Below are 16712 nucleotides of genomic sequence, written 5' to 3'. Positions count from 1 at the left end.
CCACCCGGAGACGAGAGACTGAATGAAAAATTTGATTGTTGCGACGGCAGCATGCGCAAGCATGTTGCTGATGGGATACGATTGCGCTTTTGCAGGCCAGCACCGGGTCAGGGTCGAGACGAAATCGTTCAAGACACTCGGCCGCAGCATCGGTTACGCCAGGCAGGATGCAACGGCTAGCACCGGCAACACCGTTGTTCCGGGTCCGAGCGACAATCGCTATTCCGAGATCATCACCAAATATGCCAGGCAGAACGGCGTCGATGTCGCGCTGGCAACGGCAGTCATCAAGATCGAAAGCAACTTCAACCCGCGTATGCGCGGCAGCCATGGCGAGGTCGGCCTGATGCAGGTGAAGCCGGCAACGGCACGGATGATGGGTTATTCCGGCTCGGTCAAGGGGCTCGCCGATCCCGATACCAACATCCGCATCGGCATGAAATATCTGGCCCTGGCGCAGACGCTCGGCGGTGGCGAGACTTGCAATACTATCCTCAAATACAATGCCGGCCATGGCGCGACGCGCATGAACCCGGTGTCCAAGCGGTACTGCGGCAAGGTGCTGGCGCTTCTCGACTAGGCGGCAAGTGCTTGAAGACGAATTGTTTATCAGGTGAACTTCGTCTGGAAATCCAGCCGATTGTCATGCTATCGATTCCCGATATCGATGGAGACCTGACATGGCAGCGGATTTCAAGTTCATCGTCATCGGTCGCGGCATGATGGGGGCGGCGGCTGCTCGCCACCTCGCCCGCCAGACGAACGGCGTCGCCGTGATAGGGCCTGACGAACCTGCGGATCGGAAGGTCCACAGCGGCGTCTTCGCCAGCCATTATGACGAGGGTCGTATCACCCGGACGATAGATCCCGATCCGAACTGGGCCTTGCTGGCAAACCGGTCGATTGCGCGCTACCGCGAACTGGAGCGGGAAAGCGGCATTGCCTTCTACTCCCAGGTTGGCTGCCTTGCGGTCGGGCCGAGGCAGGGTGGCGCAGATGCCTATATCGATCACGTCGCCAAAGCTGCCGAGGCTCTGAAAGTGCGTACCGAGCGGTTTGATGACGATGGCCTGCGTGCCCGGTTTCCATTCTTTGCGTTCGACCGCGGCAGCGAGGGCATCTATGAGCCACAGGGTGCCGGCCATATCAGCCCGCGCCGGCTGGTGAAGGCGCAATCGCTGCTTGCCGAAAAGGTCGGGGCGAAGGTGCTGAAAGAGACCGTAGTATCGATCCGCGACGAGGGCGGCATTGCCGTGGTGACGACGGGCGAGGGTAACGTCTACCGGGCGGAGAAGGCGCTGCTGGCTGCCGGCGGGTTTTCCATTGCCGCCAGCCTGTTGGCGGCTCCGGTCGAGATGATTGTCCGTGGCCGGACGATTGCCTATTTTGAGATCAGCGAAGCCGATGCAATGGCGCTCGGAACCATGCCGTCGCTGATCACCAAGGGCCCTGATGACGTCGACAGCATTTATTTGCTGCCGCCGATCCGATATCCCGACGGCAAGTATTACCTCAAGATCGGCGGGGATCCCGACGACTACGACATCACCAGCGACGCCGAGATGCGTGCCTGGTTTCGCACCGATGGCCGGGCCTCGGTACGCGATCACCTGACGCGGATCGTTCGACGGCTGGTTCCCGATTTGCGGCCGTTGTCGATATCGTCGGGCGCCTGTGTCACCTCCTATTCACCGTCGACCTATCCGATGATCGGCTACACGGCGTCGCCGCGGATTGGCGTCCTGACCGGCTGCAGCGGCACGTCGGCGAAGAGTTCGGATGAAATCGGCCGGCTTGGTGCCGAATTGCTGCTCGAGGGTCGAATCAACGACGACGCCTACAGCACGGATTTTGCACCATATTTTCGCCAGTGAGCGGATTTGCCGGCGGTCGTTGGATTTAAGGTGGCAATTGCCTGCGGCCTCGGCTAATGAGCGCCTACCAGTTGGCCGGGCAGCCGCGCTTCACAATGTCGAAAGGCGGTGGGGTGAGGAAAGTCCGGGCTCCACGGAAACACGGTGCCGGATAACGTCCGGCGAGGGTGACCTCAGGGAAAGTGCCACAGAAAGTAAACCGCCCGGTCCCGACCGGGTAAGGGTGAAAGGGTGGGGTAAGAGCCCACCGCGTCTCTGGTGACAGCGACGGCATGGTAAACCCCACCGGGAGCAAAACCGAATAGGGATGACGCGGGGCGCGCAAGCGCACCAGCCTGTTTCCGGGCCTGTCATCCGGGTGGGTTGCACGAGGCGGCACGCAAGTGTCGTCCCAGATGAATGGCTGCCACGTTCCGACTTCGGTCGGGGCCTTACAGAACCCGGCTTACAGGCCAACTGGTAATTTTTTTCGAGCACTGCGGTGGCGCCTCGCGCCCTTTATTTGCGGTCGCTAATCGATAGTCAAATGTCCAATTTTTTCAAGCAATGCGATCGCCTCTCAGGCGCTCGCGGCGGGCAAATGCCGCACTTCCTAACCTTTCGTTAAGCTTAACGGCCTATGAATATGGGGGACTGCAACCGGCTTCCGCAGGCCGTATCCCATTGACGCCCATATGGTCCCATGGTATCCCAAATTCGCACTGCACAGGGGCAAATCAAGGCCCAATCATCGCAAAGTAAAGGTCGTGCTCCTCTCGGGGAGACCGGGAAGACAATAGTTTTTCCGGCGGGCGAAGCTTTGTGCGATGGCGGCAGTGAATGTGGGCGAAGGATTTTCGCGCGACCAATGGAAACGGGTGTTTCGCGTCATGAAACGCTTCCTGTCGAATGCGACGAACAAGATCGATGCCAAGGGCCGCGTTTCCGTGCCTTCGGTATTTCGATCGGTGCTGTCGGAGCGCGCCATTCCGGAGCTGTACTGCTTCCAGGATTTCGTGTTCCCGGCGATCAGCATCGGCGGACTGGATCTGCTCGACCGGTTCGAGCAACAGATTGCGGCGGAAGATCCGTTTTCGTCGCAGGCGAATCAGATGTCGCTCCTCATCCATGGGGGCGGGGTCTTCATGAAGCTCGATGCCGAGGGACGGTTGATGGTCACGGATTTCATCCGCGATTTCACCGGAATCACCGACGAGGTGACCTTCGTGGGTCGGGCGGACTACTTTCAGCTTTGGGAGCCGCAGGCGTTTCAAGCCCTGCAGGCAACCGCAAGAGAGGAGCGCAGGCTGGCGGGCATGCGTTCCTGATACAACGAGGGGACGGAATGGAAGCTCAACCTGGCGGAGATTGTGCTGAAGCCGGTGGCGGGCCGCTTCGTCATATTCCGGTTCTCCTGGCCGAAGTCGTAAGGGCGCTGGAGCCTGCGCCTGGCAAGGTCATTCTCGACGGCACGTTCGGGGCTGGCGGCTATACGTCGGCGCTGTTGGCGTCGGGTGCCGATGTGATTGCGCTCGACCGCGATCCGACGGCGATTGCGGCAGGCCAGGCGCTGGTCGAAGCTCATCCCGGCAAACTTACTCTCATTCACTCGCAATTCTCGCAGCTGGCAGAGCATGCTCCTGAGGGCGGTCTCGACGGCATCGTTCTCGATATCGGCGTATCCTCGATGCAGATCGACGAGGCCGAGCGCGGCTTCTCGTTCCAGAGGAACGGTCCGCTCGACATGCGCATGTCGGCAAAGGGCGTGTCTGCTGCCGACGTCATCAACAATGCCAAGCTCGCCGACCTTATCCGAATCTTCGTCTTTCTCGGCGAGGAAAAGCAGGCGCCGCGCATTGCCCATGCCATCGAGAAGCGCCGTGCCGAAAAGCCTTTCGAGACGACGCGTGATCTTGCAGGACTGATCGAGCTGGTAACGCCCCGCAAGGCCAAGGACAAGATCCATCCGGCGACCCGTGTCTTCCAGTCGCTGCGTATCTTCGTCAACGACGAGCTCGGTGAACTGGCCGAAGCGCTGTTTGCCGCCGAGCGGGCGTTGAAGCCCGGCGGCCGCCTGGTCGTCGTCACCTTCCATTCGCTGGAAGACCGCATCGTCAAGAAGTTCCTCACCGACCGTTCGGGCCGCTCGACGGGCTCGCGCCATATGCCAGTCGTCCACGAGCGGGCGGCGACTTTCGATGCCATCGGCAAGCAGGTCGTCTCGGCCGGCGAGGTCGAGGCCGAGCTCAATCCACGTGCCCGTTCGGCCAAGCTGCGTGCTGCTGTGCGAACCGCTGCGCCGGCAGAAGCAGCCGACGTCTCGATTTTCGAGCTGCCGAACCTTGCCACCCTTGCAAAGCTTGGAGGTTGAGATGCTGAAGACCTTCGATATCGTGCTCATCGGCGTCATGACCACTGCGGCGGCCGTGACCTACACCATCAAGCACCGCGCCGAGCTCAAGCTCGAGGAGGTGCATCACCTCGAAGCCGAGATCAAGCTCGAGAAGGATACCATCGAGCTGCTGAAGGCCGACTGGGCGCTGGTCGTACAGCCGAACCGCCTCGAGCGGTTGGTCGCCAACTATAACAGCGAACTGCAGCTGCAGCCGACACTCTCGACATCCCTCGTGCAGCCGAATGAGCTGCCAATGCTGCGCAGCCAGCTACCGCCACCTCCGGGTATCATGGACGGCAAGCCGACCGCAAAGCCCGGCACATCAAAGGGCGACGACAGCGATGCCGATATCCGCAAGGTTATAGCCGACGTGGCAGCCAAGCCTGCGCCGAAGCCAGTCGCAAGGCTGGCACCGGCTAAGCATGGCAAGTCCGGTGTCGACGATATCAAAACGGGATCGGTGAAGCGCTGATGTCTTTTCTATCCCGCATCATGCTCTTGAAGAGCAAGGCACATTTTTCCGCCGGTACCAACGGCAAGCCAGTCGACGCGCTTGCAAGCGCGGTCGTCGAGGGATCGCGAAAGCGCAAGACGGGGCAGGCGCGGAGCCGCGTCCTGTTGTTGAGCGTGAGCTTCGGCGTCGTCTACTGCATTATCGGCGCGCGACTGGTCGAGTATGGCACTGCCATGCCCGATACCGTATCGAGCATTCTGCCGGCCGACAGGCTGATGGCCTCGCGGCCCGACATCGTCGACCGCAACGGGGCGCTGCTCGCGACCGACATCCGTACGGTGTCGCTGTTTGCCGAGCCGAACAAGATCGTCGATGTCGACGACGCCGTCGAAAAACTTTCGACAGTGCTGCCGGATCTCGATCTCAAGGGGACTTACAAAAAGCTTTCGACCAACACGTCGCACTTCGCCTGGCTGAAGCGCCAGTTGACGCCGAAGCAGCAGAGCCAGATCCTGGCGCTCGGTATTCCCGGAATCGGTTTCCGGCCGGAAAAGCGCCGCTTCTATCCCGGCGGCCCGACGGCCTCGCATATCCTCGGCTATGTCAACATCGACAACCGCGGCGTCATGGGTATGGAAAAATATATCGACGATCAGGGCCTTGCCGATCTCGCCGCCGTTGGCATGACCAGCAATGAGCCGCTTGAGCCGGTCAAGCTGTCGATCGACGTCCGCGTCCAGGCCATTGCCCGCGATGTCGTGACCAAGGCGGTCGTCAACTTCAAGGCCAAGGGCGGCGGTGCCATCGTGCTCGACGTTAAGACCGGCGAAGTCATCGCCATGGCGTCAGCCCCTGATTTCGATCCGAACGAGCCGAACGCGAGTGCCGCCGAAGGCTGGCTGAACCGTATGTCGAACGGCACCTTCGAGATGGGATCGACCTTCAAGACCTTCACGATGGCAATGGCGCTCGACAGCGGCAAGGTGACGCTTCGGGACGCTTTCGATGCCAGCGCGCCGATCCGCATCGGTGGCTTCGTGATCCACGATTTCCATGGCCAGGGCCGCGTGCTGACCGTTCCGGAAATCTTCCAGTATTCGTCCAACATCGGGACGGCGAAGATCGCCGATCTCGTCGGCATTGATGCCCACAAGGAGTTCCTGACGCGCCTCGGTCTCCTGACCCGGATGCCGACAGAACTACCCGAGGTGAAGACGCCAAGCCAGCCGAAAGTCTGGAAGAAGATCAACTCGATCACCATCTCCTTCGGCCACGGCGTCTCGACGACGGCGCTGCAGACGGCGGTGGCCGGTGCGGCGCTCGTCAACGGCGGCAAGCTTATCGAGCCGACCTTTCTGCCACGCACCGCAGAGCAGGCCGACCTGGTCGCGAAAACCGTCATCAAGAAGAGCACCAGCGACGACGTCCGCTTCCTGCTGGACTTCAATGGCTCCAAGGGTTCCGGTCGTGCCGCCCGCGTTCCCGGCTACGATGTCGGCAGCAAGACCGGCACAGCGGACAAGGTCGTCAACGGTCGCTACTCCCACACGGCCAACTTCAACACCTTCCTCGCAGCCTTCCCGATCGACAATCCCCGCTATGTGGTCATGAGCTTTTGCGACGAACCGATGACCGGCGAGCACGGGGGCACGATTTCAGCCTATACGGCAGCCCCCATCGCGCGCGATATCATCGCCCGTTCGGCAGCGATTCTCGGTGTAAAACCGAAATTCGGGGAGGGCGGCTCCGCCTTGCTGGTGTCTTATTGAGATTGAATGGATAACGCGGTCGATTCGCGTGGGGCGGGCAGGCCTAGAACAAAGAAGTAGACGCCATGAAATTGCGTGATCTCGTCGGGACTGATTTTCCCGAGTTGAACGGACCGGTCGGCGGCTCGCTGGGCGACATCGACATCACGGGTCTTTCCGCCGACAGCCGGCAGATTACGCCGGGAATGGCCTTTGTCGCGGTTGCCGGCACCAAGGCCGATGGCGCCGCCTTCGTGGCCGATGCCGCTGCGCGCGGCGCTGCTGTGATTTTCGCCCGGCATGCGGCGGATGCCGGTTCGGTTCCGGTTGTAGCCGTGTCCGAGCCGCGCCGCCTGTTGGCGCTGGCAGCCGCGCGCTTCTACGGGCGCCAGCCGGAGACGATGGTCGCCGTCACGGGTACGGCCGGCAAGACCTCCGTTGCCTCCTTCACCCGCCAGATCTGGGCGCATGCCGGAAGCACCGCCGCAATGATCGGCACGACTGGCGTCATCTCGCCCAGCCGCAACGACTATGGCTCGCTGACGACGCCGGATCCGGTGTCGCTGCACAAACTGCTGGCCGAACTTGCCGACGAGGGCGTGACCCATGCCGCGATGGAAGCCTCCAGCCATGGGCTTGACCAGTTCCGTCTCGATGGTGTGCGTCTCAAGGCTGCTGGCTTTACCAATCTCGGCCGCGATCACATGGACTATCACCCGACCGTAGAGGCCTATATGGCCGCTAAGATGCGGCTTTTCGATACGCTGCTGCCGCAGGGATCGCCAGCCGTCATCTTTGCCGACGACGCCTGGTCGGATCAGGCCGTAGCTGCTGCCCGGCAGGCTGGTCACGATATCCGCACCGTTGGCCGCAAGGGCAATTTCCTGACGTTGAAGCGGGTCGAGCATTCGCGCCACAAGCAGGTCGCCGAGGTGCATTTCGGCACCGAGATCTTCGAGGTTCACATTCCGCTGGCCGGCGATTTCCAGATCGCCAATGCGCTGGTTGCAGCCGGCCTTGCGATTTCGACCGGTGCTCCAGCGGCCGTGGCAATGCAGGCGCTGGAAAAGCTCCAGGGTGCTTCCGGACGGCTTGAGCTGATCGGCCAGACGCGCGACGGCGCGCTTGCCTATGTCGATTACGCCCACAAGCCGGATGCACTGGAAAACGTGCTTGCGGCTGTGCGGCCTTTTACCACCGGTCGTGTCATCGTCGTCTTTGGCTGCGGTGGCGACCGGGATCGTGGCAAGCGGCCGATCATGGGCGAGATCGCCTGCCGGCTGGCCGACGTCGTCATCGTCACCGACGACAATCCGCGCTCTGAACAACCGGCTGCCATCCGCGCCGAAATCATGGCTGCGGCCACCTCAGCCACGGAAATCGCGGACCGTGCCGAGGCTATCCGCGCCGCAGTCGACATGCTGAAGGCCGGCGATACGCTGATCGTGGCCGGCAAGGGGCACGAGGAAGGCCAGACGGTCGCCGGTGTCACCTTGCCGTTCTCGGATCATGCGGAAGTGCGCCGGGCACTAGGGGAGACGACATCTTGAGCTGGCTTTGGACAAGCGAAGACCTGATCGACATCATGCATGGCCGGCCTGTTGGCTCGTTGCCTGCGGGTATTACGGGAATTTCCATCGACAGCCGTTCGATCGGACCCGGCGAAGCCTTCTTCGCCATCAAGGGCGATCGTGTCGATGGGCATGACTTTGCGAGCATGGCGATGGCCAATGGCGCGTCGTTGCTGGTTGTCAGCGAAGCGCGACTGCCGGCACTCGGGCGCCTTACCGTGCCGATGATCGTCGTCGAGGATGTGCTGGCGGCATTGACCACGCTCGGCATCGCCGGCCGGCATCGGTCGCGCGCAAAGATCATCGGCGTTACCGGCTCGGTCGGCAAGACCACGACCAAGGAGATGCTGCGTCACGTGCTGTCGCCCTCCGGCAAGGTCCATGCCTCGGTCGCATCCTACAACAATCACTGGGGTGTGCCGCTGACGCTGGCGCGGATGCCAATCGATACCGACTTCGGCGTCTTCGAGATCGGGATGAACCATCCGGACGAAATCAGGCCGCTGGTGAAGATGGTCCGCCCGCATGTGGCGATCATCACGACGGTGGCCGCCGCCCATCTCGGCAACTTCAAGAGCATCAAGGAAATTGCGGCCGCCAAGTCGGAGATCTTCGAGGGCCTAGAGCCCGACGGAGACATCATCCTCAACCGCGACAGCGACCAGTTCTCGTTCCTCGAGCGCCAGGCGCAGGCGCTCGGCATTACGCGGATCTACAGCTTCGGCCAGCATGCCAAGGCCGACTTCCGGCTGGCAGAATTCAACGGTTCCGACGAGAAATCTGCCCTTTGGCTGACGCTCGGCAGCGAGACGTTCGAGATCGCAATCGGTGCACCCGGGCGCCACATCGCCGAGAATGCTCTCGCCGTGCTTGGCGCCGTGACGCTGGTCGGCGGCGACCTCGACAGGGCTATCGAGGCGCTGGCGACGCTGCAGCCGGAAAAGGGCCGCGGCAAACGCCACAGGCTTGCGATCAGGGCGGGCACGTTCACCGTCATCGACGAAAGCTACAATGCCAACCCCGCCTCCATGCGCGCGGCAATGGCGCTGCTGGCAACGGGTGCCGGTGATGATCGCGGACGCCGCATCGCCGTCCTTGGCGACATGCTCGAGATGGGCGAACATGCGCGTAGGGTGCATGCCGATCTGGCGGGTCCGCTGATTGCTGCGGGGATCGAACACGCCTGGCTCTCCGGACCGGAGATGCTAGCCCTGAAAGAGGCGCTGCCTGAAACAGTGCAGGTCGAATATCGCGAGACGACGGAAGAGCTCACCGCCTTCGTTCTTTCCTCGGTTGCGCCCGGCGATGTGCTGATGATCAAGTCGTCGCTCGGCATCGGGTTCGGCAAGATCGTGGCGGCTTTGCTTGACAAATTTCCTGCAGTTTCCGACACGAAGCCGCAAACCTAATTGAATTTTGACCCTAGAAAGGGCCCTGGATGCTGATCTGGCTCGTCGACCTCTCTGAACATGTGAAATTCTTCAATCTGTTCAGATACATCACGTTTCGCACCGGCGGCGCCCTGTTCACCTCGGCACTGATCGTCTTCCTGTTCGGACCGAGAATCATTGCATCTCTTCGCCTTCGCCAGGGCAAGGGGCAGCCGATCCGTGCCGATGGACCGCAGACGCATTTCAAGAAAGCCGGCACGCCGACGATGGGCGGGCTGATGATTATCGCCGGTGTCGTCGGCTCCTGCCTGTTGTGGGCCGACCTTTCCAGCGTCTATGTGGTTGCGGTTCTCCTGGTAACGCTCGGCTTCGGCGCCATCGGCTTCTACGACGACTATCTCAAGGTCACCAAGCAGAGCGACAAGGGCTTCTCCGGCCGCAAGCGCCTGTTGATCGAATTCGTCATTGCGTGCATCGCCGTATATTTCATGATGCGCTCGGCGTTGGCATCGGGTCCGGCCGGATCGACTTTCGGCTCGTCGATCGCCTTTCCTTTCTTCAAGGACTTCATGATCAATCTCGGTCTGTTTTTCGTGCTGTTCGGCGGCTTCGTCATCGTTGCGGCCGGCAACTCGGTCAACCTGACGGATGGACTCGACGGTCTCGCCATCGTTCCGGTGATGATCGCAGCGGCGTCGTTCGGCGTCATCGCCTATCTCGCCGGCAACGTCGTGTTTGCCAATTACCTGCAGATCAATTTCGTGCCCGGCACCGGCGAACTTTCCGTCGTGCTTGGGGCGATGATCGGGGCGGGGCTCGGTTTCCTGTGGTTCAACGCGCCGCCGGCCGCTATTTTCATGGGCGATACAGGCTCGCTGGCGCTGGGTGGCATGATCGGCACGGTTGCCGTCGCCACCAAGCATGAGATCGTCATGGCAATCATCGGTGGGCTTTTCGTCATGGAAACGTTGTCGGTCATCATCCAGGTCGGCTTCTTCAAGATGACCGGGCGGCGCGTTTTCCTGATGGCGCCTATCCACCATCATTTCGAAAAGAAGGGCTGGACGGAAAGCCAGGTCGTCGTCCGGTTCTGGATCATTGCCGTCGTGCTCGCGATGGTCGGCCTGTCTACACTGAAGCTGCGGTAAAAGAGATGATAGCGGTCACCACGCTCAAGGGGAAAAGGGTTGCGCTGTTCGGGCTTGGCGGCTCGGGCCTCGCCACGGCCCTGGCGCTGGTGGCTGGCGGTGCTGACGTCACCGCCTGGGACGACAATCCCGACAGCGTTGCCAAGGCGACGGCCGCCGGCGTTCCGACGGCCGACCTTAGAACAATCGACTGGCCAAGGCTGTCGAGCTTCGTGCTGTCGCCCGGCGTGCCGCTGACCCATCCGAAGCCGCACTGGACCGTTGACCTCGCCCGGTCGGCAGGCGTCGAGATCATCGGCGATGTCGAATTGTTCGTTCGCGAGCGTCGCGTGCACGCACCGGATTGCCCGTTCATCGCGATTACCGGCACCAACGGCAAATCGACGACGACGGCGCTGATCGCCCATATCCTGAAATCGAGCGGTCGCGACACACAGATGGGCGGCAATATCGGTACCGCCATCCTGACGCTCGATCCGCCGCGGGCCGAGCGCTATTATGTCGTCGAGTGCTCGTCCTACCAGATCGATCTCGCCCCGACGCTTAACCCCTCGGCCGGTATCCTCCTCAACCTGACCCCCGATCATCTCGACCGGCATGGGACCATGCAGCATTACGCCGATATCAAGGAGCGCCTTGTGGCCGGCAGCGGTACGTCGATCGTCGGCGTCGACGACAGCTTCTCGACGGTCATTGCCGACCGCATCGAACGCGCCGGCGGCACGGTGATGCGCATCTCTCGCCGCCAGGTGTTGTCAGACGGTCTATATGCCGACGGGAGCCGGATTGTCCGGGCATCGGCCGGAGAGACGGCCGCCATCGCCGATCTCGACGGCATCCAGACATTGCGCGGCAGCCACAATGCCCAGAACGCCGCAGCGGCCATCGCCGCCTGCCTGGCGGTGGGCGTATCCGTCGAGGATATCCAGTCCGGCCTTGCGTCGTTCCCGGGCCTGAAGCATCGCATGCAGCCGGTGGCGCGTCGCGGCACTGTCGTGTTCGTCAATGATTCGAAGGCGACCAACGCCGAGGCAGCGGCTCCGGCCTTGTCGAGCTACGAGCGGATCTACTGGATTGCCGGCGGCTTGCCGAAAGAGGGAGGCATCGCTTCGCTTGCACCGCTGTTTCCCCGCATCGCCAAGGCATATCTGATTGGCGAGGCGGCACCGCAGTTTGCAGCCACTCTGGGCGAGGCCGTGCCATACGAGATTTCCGGCACGCTTGATCGCGCCGTTCTGCACGCGGCTGCCGATGCGGCGATGGATCAGGGCGTCAGCGCTGCTGTCATGCTATCACCGGCTTGCGCAAGTTTCGACCAATACAAGAACTTCGAGGTCAGAGGGGATTCCTTCGTCGCACACGTGTCGGCGCTGGAAGGGATCACCATGCTGATCGGTTCGCCAACAGGAGGCGCATGAGATGGTAAGCCGCGTAGACCGTGGGGCCCTGGCCGACTGGTTCTGGACGATCGATCGTTTTTTCCTCGGGATTTTCATCCTGCTTCTCGGCATTGGCTTCATGCTGTCCTTTGCAGCGTCGCCGGCAGTGGCGACCCGCATCGGGCTTGAACCGTTCCACTTCGTCAAGCGCCATGCCGCTTTCCTCATCCCGGCAATCGCCGTGATGATCGGCATTTCGTTCCTGACGCCGCGTCAGGTGCGCCGGACGGCTGTGATCATTCTTGTCGTCTCGCTGGCTATGATGCTGTTTGCGTTGTTCTTCGGCGTCGAAGTCAAGGGTTCGCGCCGCTGGGTCAATCTCGCCAGCCTGTCGATCCAGCCTTCGGAATTCATGAAGCCGGCCTTCGTCGTCGTCTGCGCCTGGCTTTTTGCCGAGCATGCGCGCCAGCCTGAAATTCCGGGCAACCTCTTTGCCATCATCCTCTTCGGTATCGTGGCCTCGTTGCTGGTCGCCCAGCCCGACCTCGGCCAGACCATCCTGACATCGGCCGTCTGGGCCGGCATGTTCTTCATGGCGGGCATGCCCTGGCTGTGGATCTTCGTGCTTGGCGGCATGGGCGTGGGTGGTCTTTTCAGCGCCTATTACGTCTTCCCGCACGTGGCGCTGCGCATCGACAAGTTCCTGACCGGCGAAGGCGATACCTTTCAGGTCGATACAGCCCGCGAGGCAATTGTGCGCGGCGACTGGTTCGGCGTCGGTCCGGGCGAGGGTATCGTCAAACGCATCATTCCCGACGCCCACACCGACTTCATCTTCTCGGTGGCTGCGGAAGAGTTCGGCATCATCTTCTGCATGTTCCTGGTCTGCATCTTCGCGGTCCTCGTCCTGCGCGGACTATCTCATGCCTACCGTGAGAAGAACGACTTCAACCGCTTCGCCGTTGCCGGCCTGGTGCTGCAGATCGGCATCCAGTCTATCATCAATGTCGGCGTGAACCTGCAGTTGCTGCCGGCCAAGGGCATGACCCTGCCACTGATCTCCTACGGTGGTTCGTCGATGATCGCGATCTGCGTCACCGCAGGCTTCATCCTGGCGCTGACCCGTCACCGACCGGAGAAGCGCATGCAGGAGCGCAGCCTGTTTCGCGTGACCCACGGCGTTCCGGCGGAGTGATGCGATGAGCAAGGGCATCATTCTTCTCGCCGCCGGTGGCACCGGCGGCCATGTATTTCCAGCCGAAGCGCTGGCCTACAAGCTGCGCGATCGGGGTTACTCCGTGCATCTGGTCACCGACAGCCGCGCCGAGCGCTATGCGGGCTCCTTTCCAGCCGACGAGATCCACGTGGTGCCTTCCGCAACGATCGGCTCCAAGAACCCGGTCAATCTCGCCCGCTCGCTCTGGACGCTCTGGACCGGCATGCGCGCGGCCCGAAAGCTGATCCGCAACATCGGCCCGCTTTGCGTCGTCGGTTTCGGCGGTTATCCAACGATTCCCCCGTTGCTCGCCGCGACACGCATGGGCGTGCCAACCGTCATCCACGAGCAGAATGCCGTGATGGGCCGTGCTAACAAGGCGCTGGCCGGCCGCGTGAAAGCGATTGCCGGCGGCTTCCTGCCGGACAATGGCGGTGCGTACCCGGAAAAGACGGTTACCACCGGCAATCCCGTGCGGCCGGCCGTCATCGAGGCAGCCAAGACGCCCTATAATCCATCCGGTCCGGATGAGCCGTTCAACCTCGTCGTCTTCGGCGGCAGCCAGGGCGCGCAGTTCTTTTCCAAGGCTATTCCGACCGCAGTCAGCCTGCTGGAGGAGCCGCTCCGCAACCGGCTGCGGATCACCCAGCAGGTGCGGGTCGAGGACATGGAGACGGTCAATAACTGCGTCGTCCATCTGCAGATGGGAGCAGACATCGCGCCGTTCTTCAACGACATGGCCGAGCGGATTGCGGCTGCCCACCTCGTGATTTGCCGCTCCGGCGCCTCGACGGTCTCCGAGCTTGCGGTCATCGGCCGACCGGCGATCCTCGTGCCTTATCCCTATGCTCTCGACCACGACCAGGCGGCCAATGCCGCAGCGCTTGCCGCGAATGGCGGAGCCAAGGTCATTGCACAGTCGGAGCTCTCGTCGGAAAAACTGTCGGCGATCTTGCGAGGCTCGATGAATTCGCCCGAAAAGCTCGCCAAGATGGCCGCTGCTGCGAAATCGACGGGGAAGCCGGAGGCAGCAAACTTGCTCGCGGATCTTGTAGAGGCTATTGCCGACAAACGTTCAATTGCAGAATTCAAGGGGGCAGGCGCATGAAGCTGCCTAAGGCCATCGGCCTCGTACATTTCATCGGCATCGGCGGCATCGGCATGAGCGGCATCGCCGAGGTGCTGCACAATCTCGGCCACAAGGTGCAGGGGTCGGACCAGGCGGACAGCGCCAATGTCCAGCGCCTGCGCGCCAAGGGCATCGAGGTTCTCATCGGCCACAAGGCGGAGAACTTGGGTGAAGCCGAAGTGGTGGTGGTCTCGACCGCCATCAGGAAGGATAACCCGGAACTGATCGCCGCGCGCGAAAAGCTGCTGCCAGTGGTTCGCCGCGCCGAAATGCTGGCCGAGCTGATGCGCTTCCGCAATGCGATTGCCATTGGCGGCACGCACGGCAAGACAACCACGACCTCTATGGTGGCGACGCTGCTCGAAGCAGGTGGACTCGATCCAACCGTCATCAACGGCGGCATCATCAACGCCTACGGCACCAATGCCCGCATGGGCGAGGGCGAGTGGATGGTGGTCGAGGCCGACGAATCGGACGGCACCTTCCTGAAGCTGCCGGCAGACGTCGCCGTTATCACCAACATCGATCCCGAGCATCTCGATCACTACGGCACCTTCGATGCCGTACGGGCTGCTTTCCGGCAGTTTGTCGAAAATGTCCCGTTCTATGGTTTCGGGGTGCTGTGCCTCGATCATCCGGAAGTCCAGACGCTCGTCGGCCGTATCGAGGACCGCAAGGTCATCACCTATGGGGAGAACCCGCAGGCCGACGTGCGCTTCATGAATGTCCGCATCGACGGGACGCGGTCGCTGTTCGACATCGAAATCCGTCGCCGCCGCACCGGCAAGGTTATCGAGATCAAGGATCTCGTGTTGCCGATGCCAGGCCGTCACAATATCGCCAATGCCACCGCGGCCATTGCCGTTGCCAACCGGCTCGGCATTTCCAACGAAGACATAGCCCGTGGCCTTGCGGCGTTCGGCGGCGTCAAGCGCCGCTTCACGCTGACCGGCGAGTGGAATGGCGTGAAGATCTTCGACGATTACGGGCATCATCCGGTCGAGATCAAAGCGGTTTTGAAGGCGGCGCGCGAATCGTGCTCCGGCCGGATCATCGCCGTTCACCAGCCGCACCGTTTTACGCGGCTTTCGAGCTTGTTCGAGGAATTCGCCGCCTGCTTCAACGACGCCGACAGCATCTTCCTCGCGCCGGTCTACTCGGCCGGCGAGGAACCGATCGAGGGCGTCGATTCGGAAGCCCTGGTGTCGCGCATCAAGGCCGGCGGCCATCGCGACGCCCGTTACCTGCCTTCGCCGGATCGTTTGGCCGGAATGGTCGCGGAGATTGCAAAGCCGGGCGATTTTGTGGTTTTGTTAGGGGCTGGCAGCATAACCTATTGGGCCGCAGCGTTGCCACAGGAACTGGAAGGCCTTTCGGGTAAATCCGCATGAAGCAGGTCAATGGAGAAAAGCTGCTCGCGTCTTTGGGCGACGGCGTCAAGAATATTCGCGGACGGTTGACGCCGGATGCACCGATGGATCGCGTCACCTGGTTTCGTGCCGGCGGATTGGCGGAGCTTATGTTCCAGCCCCACGATACGGATGACCTCGTCACCTTCCTGAAGCTGTTGCCTCCGGAAGTGCCGCTGATGGTCGTCGGTGTCGGCTCGAACATCCTCGTGCGTGACGGCGGTATTCCCGGCGTCGTGCTGCGGCTGTCTGCCAAGGGGTTTGGCTCGCTCGAACTGGCCGGGGAAAACCGTATCAAGGCGGGGGCCATCTGCCCCGACAAGCATGTCGCCGCCATGGCCATGGATAACAGCATCGGCGGTTTCCATTTCTACTACGGCATCCCGGGCTCGATCGGCGGTGCGGCGCGCATGAATGCCGGCGCCAATGGCGTCGAGACCTGCGACCGGCTGGTCGAGGTCCATGCTGTTGATCGCAGCGGCAACAAGCATGTGCTGAGCAATGCCGACATGGGCTACACCTACCGCCATTCGTCAGCGTCGGCCGACCTGATCTTCACCGATGTGGTGTTCGAGGGTTATACCGAGGACAAGGCCAAGATCCGTGCCGACATGGATGCCGTGCGCAATCATCGCGAGACCGTTCAGCCGGTCCGCGAAAAGACCGGCGGCTCGACGTTCAAGAACCCGCCGGGCCTTTCCGCCTGGGAAGTCATCGACGAGGCCGGCTGCCGTGGTCTCGTCATCGGCGGCGCGCAGATGTCGTCGCTGCATTGCAATTTCATGATCAACATGGGCCAGGCGACTGGCTACGATCTGGAATATCTCGGCGAGCAGGTTCGCCGCGAGGTGTTCGAGAAATCCGGCGTCAAGCTGGAATGGGAAATCAAACGGCTCGGAACCTTCATGGATGGCCGCGAGGTTCGTCCGTTCCATGGTGTGACGACGGAGTAGGTAAATAGCAGAGCGCCTGCTGGGAACCGATACTTAGTTAGAAAAAAGGCCGCGAAACAGATGTTT

At 61.9% G+C, this 16712-nt stretch carries 14 protein-coding genes and 1 other RNA gene; all 15 read left to right on the top strand.

The genetic code is table 11. The features are described from left to right. The first annotated feature begins 22 nt into the window (after nucleotides 1-22). Entirely contained in the window at nucleotides 23-580 is a 558-nt protein-coding gene (locus EQW76_RS04350) for a lytic transglycosylase domain-containing protein (RefSeq protein WP_142823204.1), read from the top strand. Nucleotides 581-680: 100 nt separating this feature from the next. Beyond that, the gene (locus tag EQW76_RS04345) at nucleotides 681-1874 is read left to right on the top strand and encodes an FAD-dependent oxidoreductase (RefSeq protein ID WP_142823203.1); all 1194 of its coding nucleotides are present in this window, start codon (nucleotides 681-683) and stop codon (nucleotides 1872-1874) included. Between the two features lie 67 nt (nucleotides 1875-1941). Beyond that, nucleotides 1942-2338, top strand: an RNA gene (rnpB, locus tag EQW76_RS04340) — RNase P RNA component class A. Nucleotides 2339-2743: 405 nt separating this feature from the next. Next, nucleotides 2744-3181: a division/cell wall cluster transcriptional repressor MraZ gene (gene mraZ / locus EQW76_RS04335; protein ID WP_111222841.1), complete on the top strand. Its 438-nt coding sequence runs from the start codon at nucleotides 2744-2746 to the stop codon at nucleotides 3179-3181. A gap of 17 nt (nucleotides 3182-3198) precedes the next feature. Beyond that, nucleotides 3199-4224, top strand: coding sequence for a 16S rRNA (cytosine(1402)-N(4))-methyltransferase RsmH (rsmH, locus tag EQW76_RS04330; RefSeq protein ID WP_142823202.1), 1026 nt, complete (start codon nucleotides 3199-3201; stop codon nucleotides 4222-4224). A gap of 1 nt (nucleotide 4225) precedes the next feature. Further along, on the top strand, nucleotides 4226-4720 hold the full coding sequence (locus EQW76_RS04325) for a hypothetical protein (RefSeq protein WP_142823201.1): 495 nt from the start codon (nucleotides 4226-4228) through the stop codon (nucleotides 4718-4720). Then, nucleotides 4720-6471, top strand: a complete 1752-nt coding sequence (locus tag EQW76_RS04320) for a penicillin-binding protein 2 (RefSeq protein ID WP_142823200.1) — start codon at nucleotides 4720-4722, stop codon at nucleotides 6469-6471. Before EQW76_RS04325 ends, EQW76_RS04320 begins: the two co-directional genes overlap by 1 nt. Before the next feature lie 65 nt (nucleotides 6472-6536). Further along, nucleotides 6537-8000 carry a UDP-N-acetylmuramoyl-L-alanyl-D-glutamate--2,6-diaminopimelate ligase gene (locus EQW76_RS04315; RefSeq protein WP_142823199.1) on the top strand — a complete coding sequence of 488 codons (1464 nt, stop codon included), beginning with the start codon at nucleotides 6537-6539 and terminating at the stop codon, nucleotides 7998-8000. Then, complete coding sequence (locus EQW76_RS04310) at nucleotides 7997-9430, top strand: UDP-N-acetylmuramoylalanyl-D-glutamyl-2,6-diaminopimelate--D-alanyl-D-alanine ligase (protein WP_142823198.1); 1434 nt, start codon at nucleotides 7997-7999, stop codon at nucleotides 9428-9430. The genes EQW76_RS04315 and EQW76_RS04310 overlap by 4 nt, the downstream gene beginning before the upstream one ends. A 29-nt stretch (nucleotides 9431-9459) precedes the next feature. After that, nucleotides 9460-10560 (top strand): phospho-N-acetylmuramoyl-pentapeptide-transferase, encoded by a 1101-nt coding sequence (mraY, locus tag EQW76_RS04305; RefSeq protein WP_142823197.1) that lies wholly within the window; start codon nucleotides 9460-9462, stop codon nucleotides 10558-10560. Nucleotides 10561-10565: 5 nt separating this feature from the next. Next, nucleotides 10566-11978, top strand: coding sequence for a UDP-N-acetylmuramoyl-L-alanine--D-glutamate ligase (gene murD, locus EQW76_RS04300; RefSeq protein WP_142823196.1), 1413 nt, complete (start codon nucleotides 10566-10568; stop codon nucleotides 11976-11978). Nucleotide 11979: 1 nt separating this feature from the next. Then, on the top strand, nucleotides 11980-13134 hold the full coding sequence (gene ftsW, locus EQW76_RS04295) for a putative lipid II flippase FtsW (protein WP_142823195.1): 1155 nt from the start codon (nucleotides 11980-11982) through the stop codon (nucleotides 13132-13134). A gap of 4 nt (nucleotides 13135-13138) precedes the next feature. Continuing rightward, entirely contained in the window at nucleotides 13139-14263 is a 1125-nt protein-coding gene (murG, locus tag EQW76_RS04290; RefSeq protein ID WP_142823194.1) for an undecaprenyldiphospho-muramoylpentapeptide beta-N-acetylglucosaminyltransferase, read from the top strand. Then, nucleotides 14260-15675 carry a UDP-N-acetylmuramate--L-alanine ligase gene (murC, locus tag EQW76_RS04285; RefSeq protein WP_142823193.1) on the top strand — a complete coding sequence of 472 codons (1416 nt, stop codon included), beginning with the start codon at nucleotides 14260-14262 and terminating at the stop codon, nucleotides 15673-15675. The genes murG and murC overlap by 4 nt, the downstream gene beginning before the upstream one ends. Then, complete coding sequence (gene murB, locus EQW76_RS04280) at nucleotides 15672-16646, top strand: UDP-N-acetylmuramate dehydrogenase (RefSeq protein WP_142823192.1); 975 nt, start codon at nucleotides 15672-15674, stop codon at nucleotides 16644-16646. Before murC ends, murB begins: the two co-directional genes overlap by 4 nt. Nucleotides 16647-16712 lie beyond the last annotated feature (66 nt).

This window comes from Rhizobium sp. rho-13.1, assembly GCF_007000305.1.
In the GTDB taxonomy this organism is placed as follows: domain Bacteria; phylum Pseudomonadota; class Alphaproteobacteria; order Rhizobiales; family Rhizobiaceae; genus Rhizobium; species Rhizobium rhododendri.
Note: the sequence above shows the minus strand (reverse complement) of the source record. Positions and strands in the feature narration are given on the sequence as shown.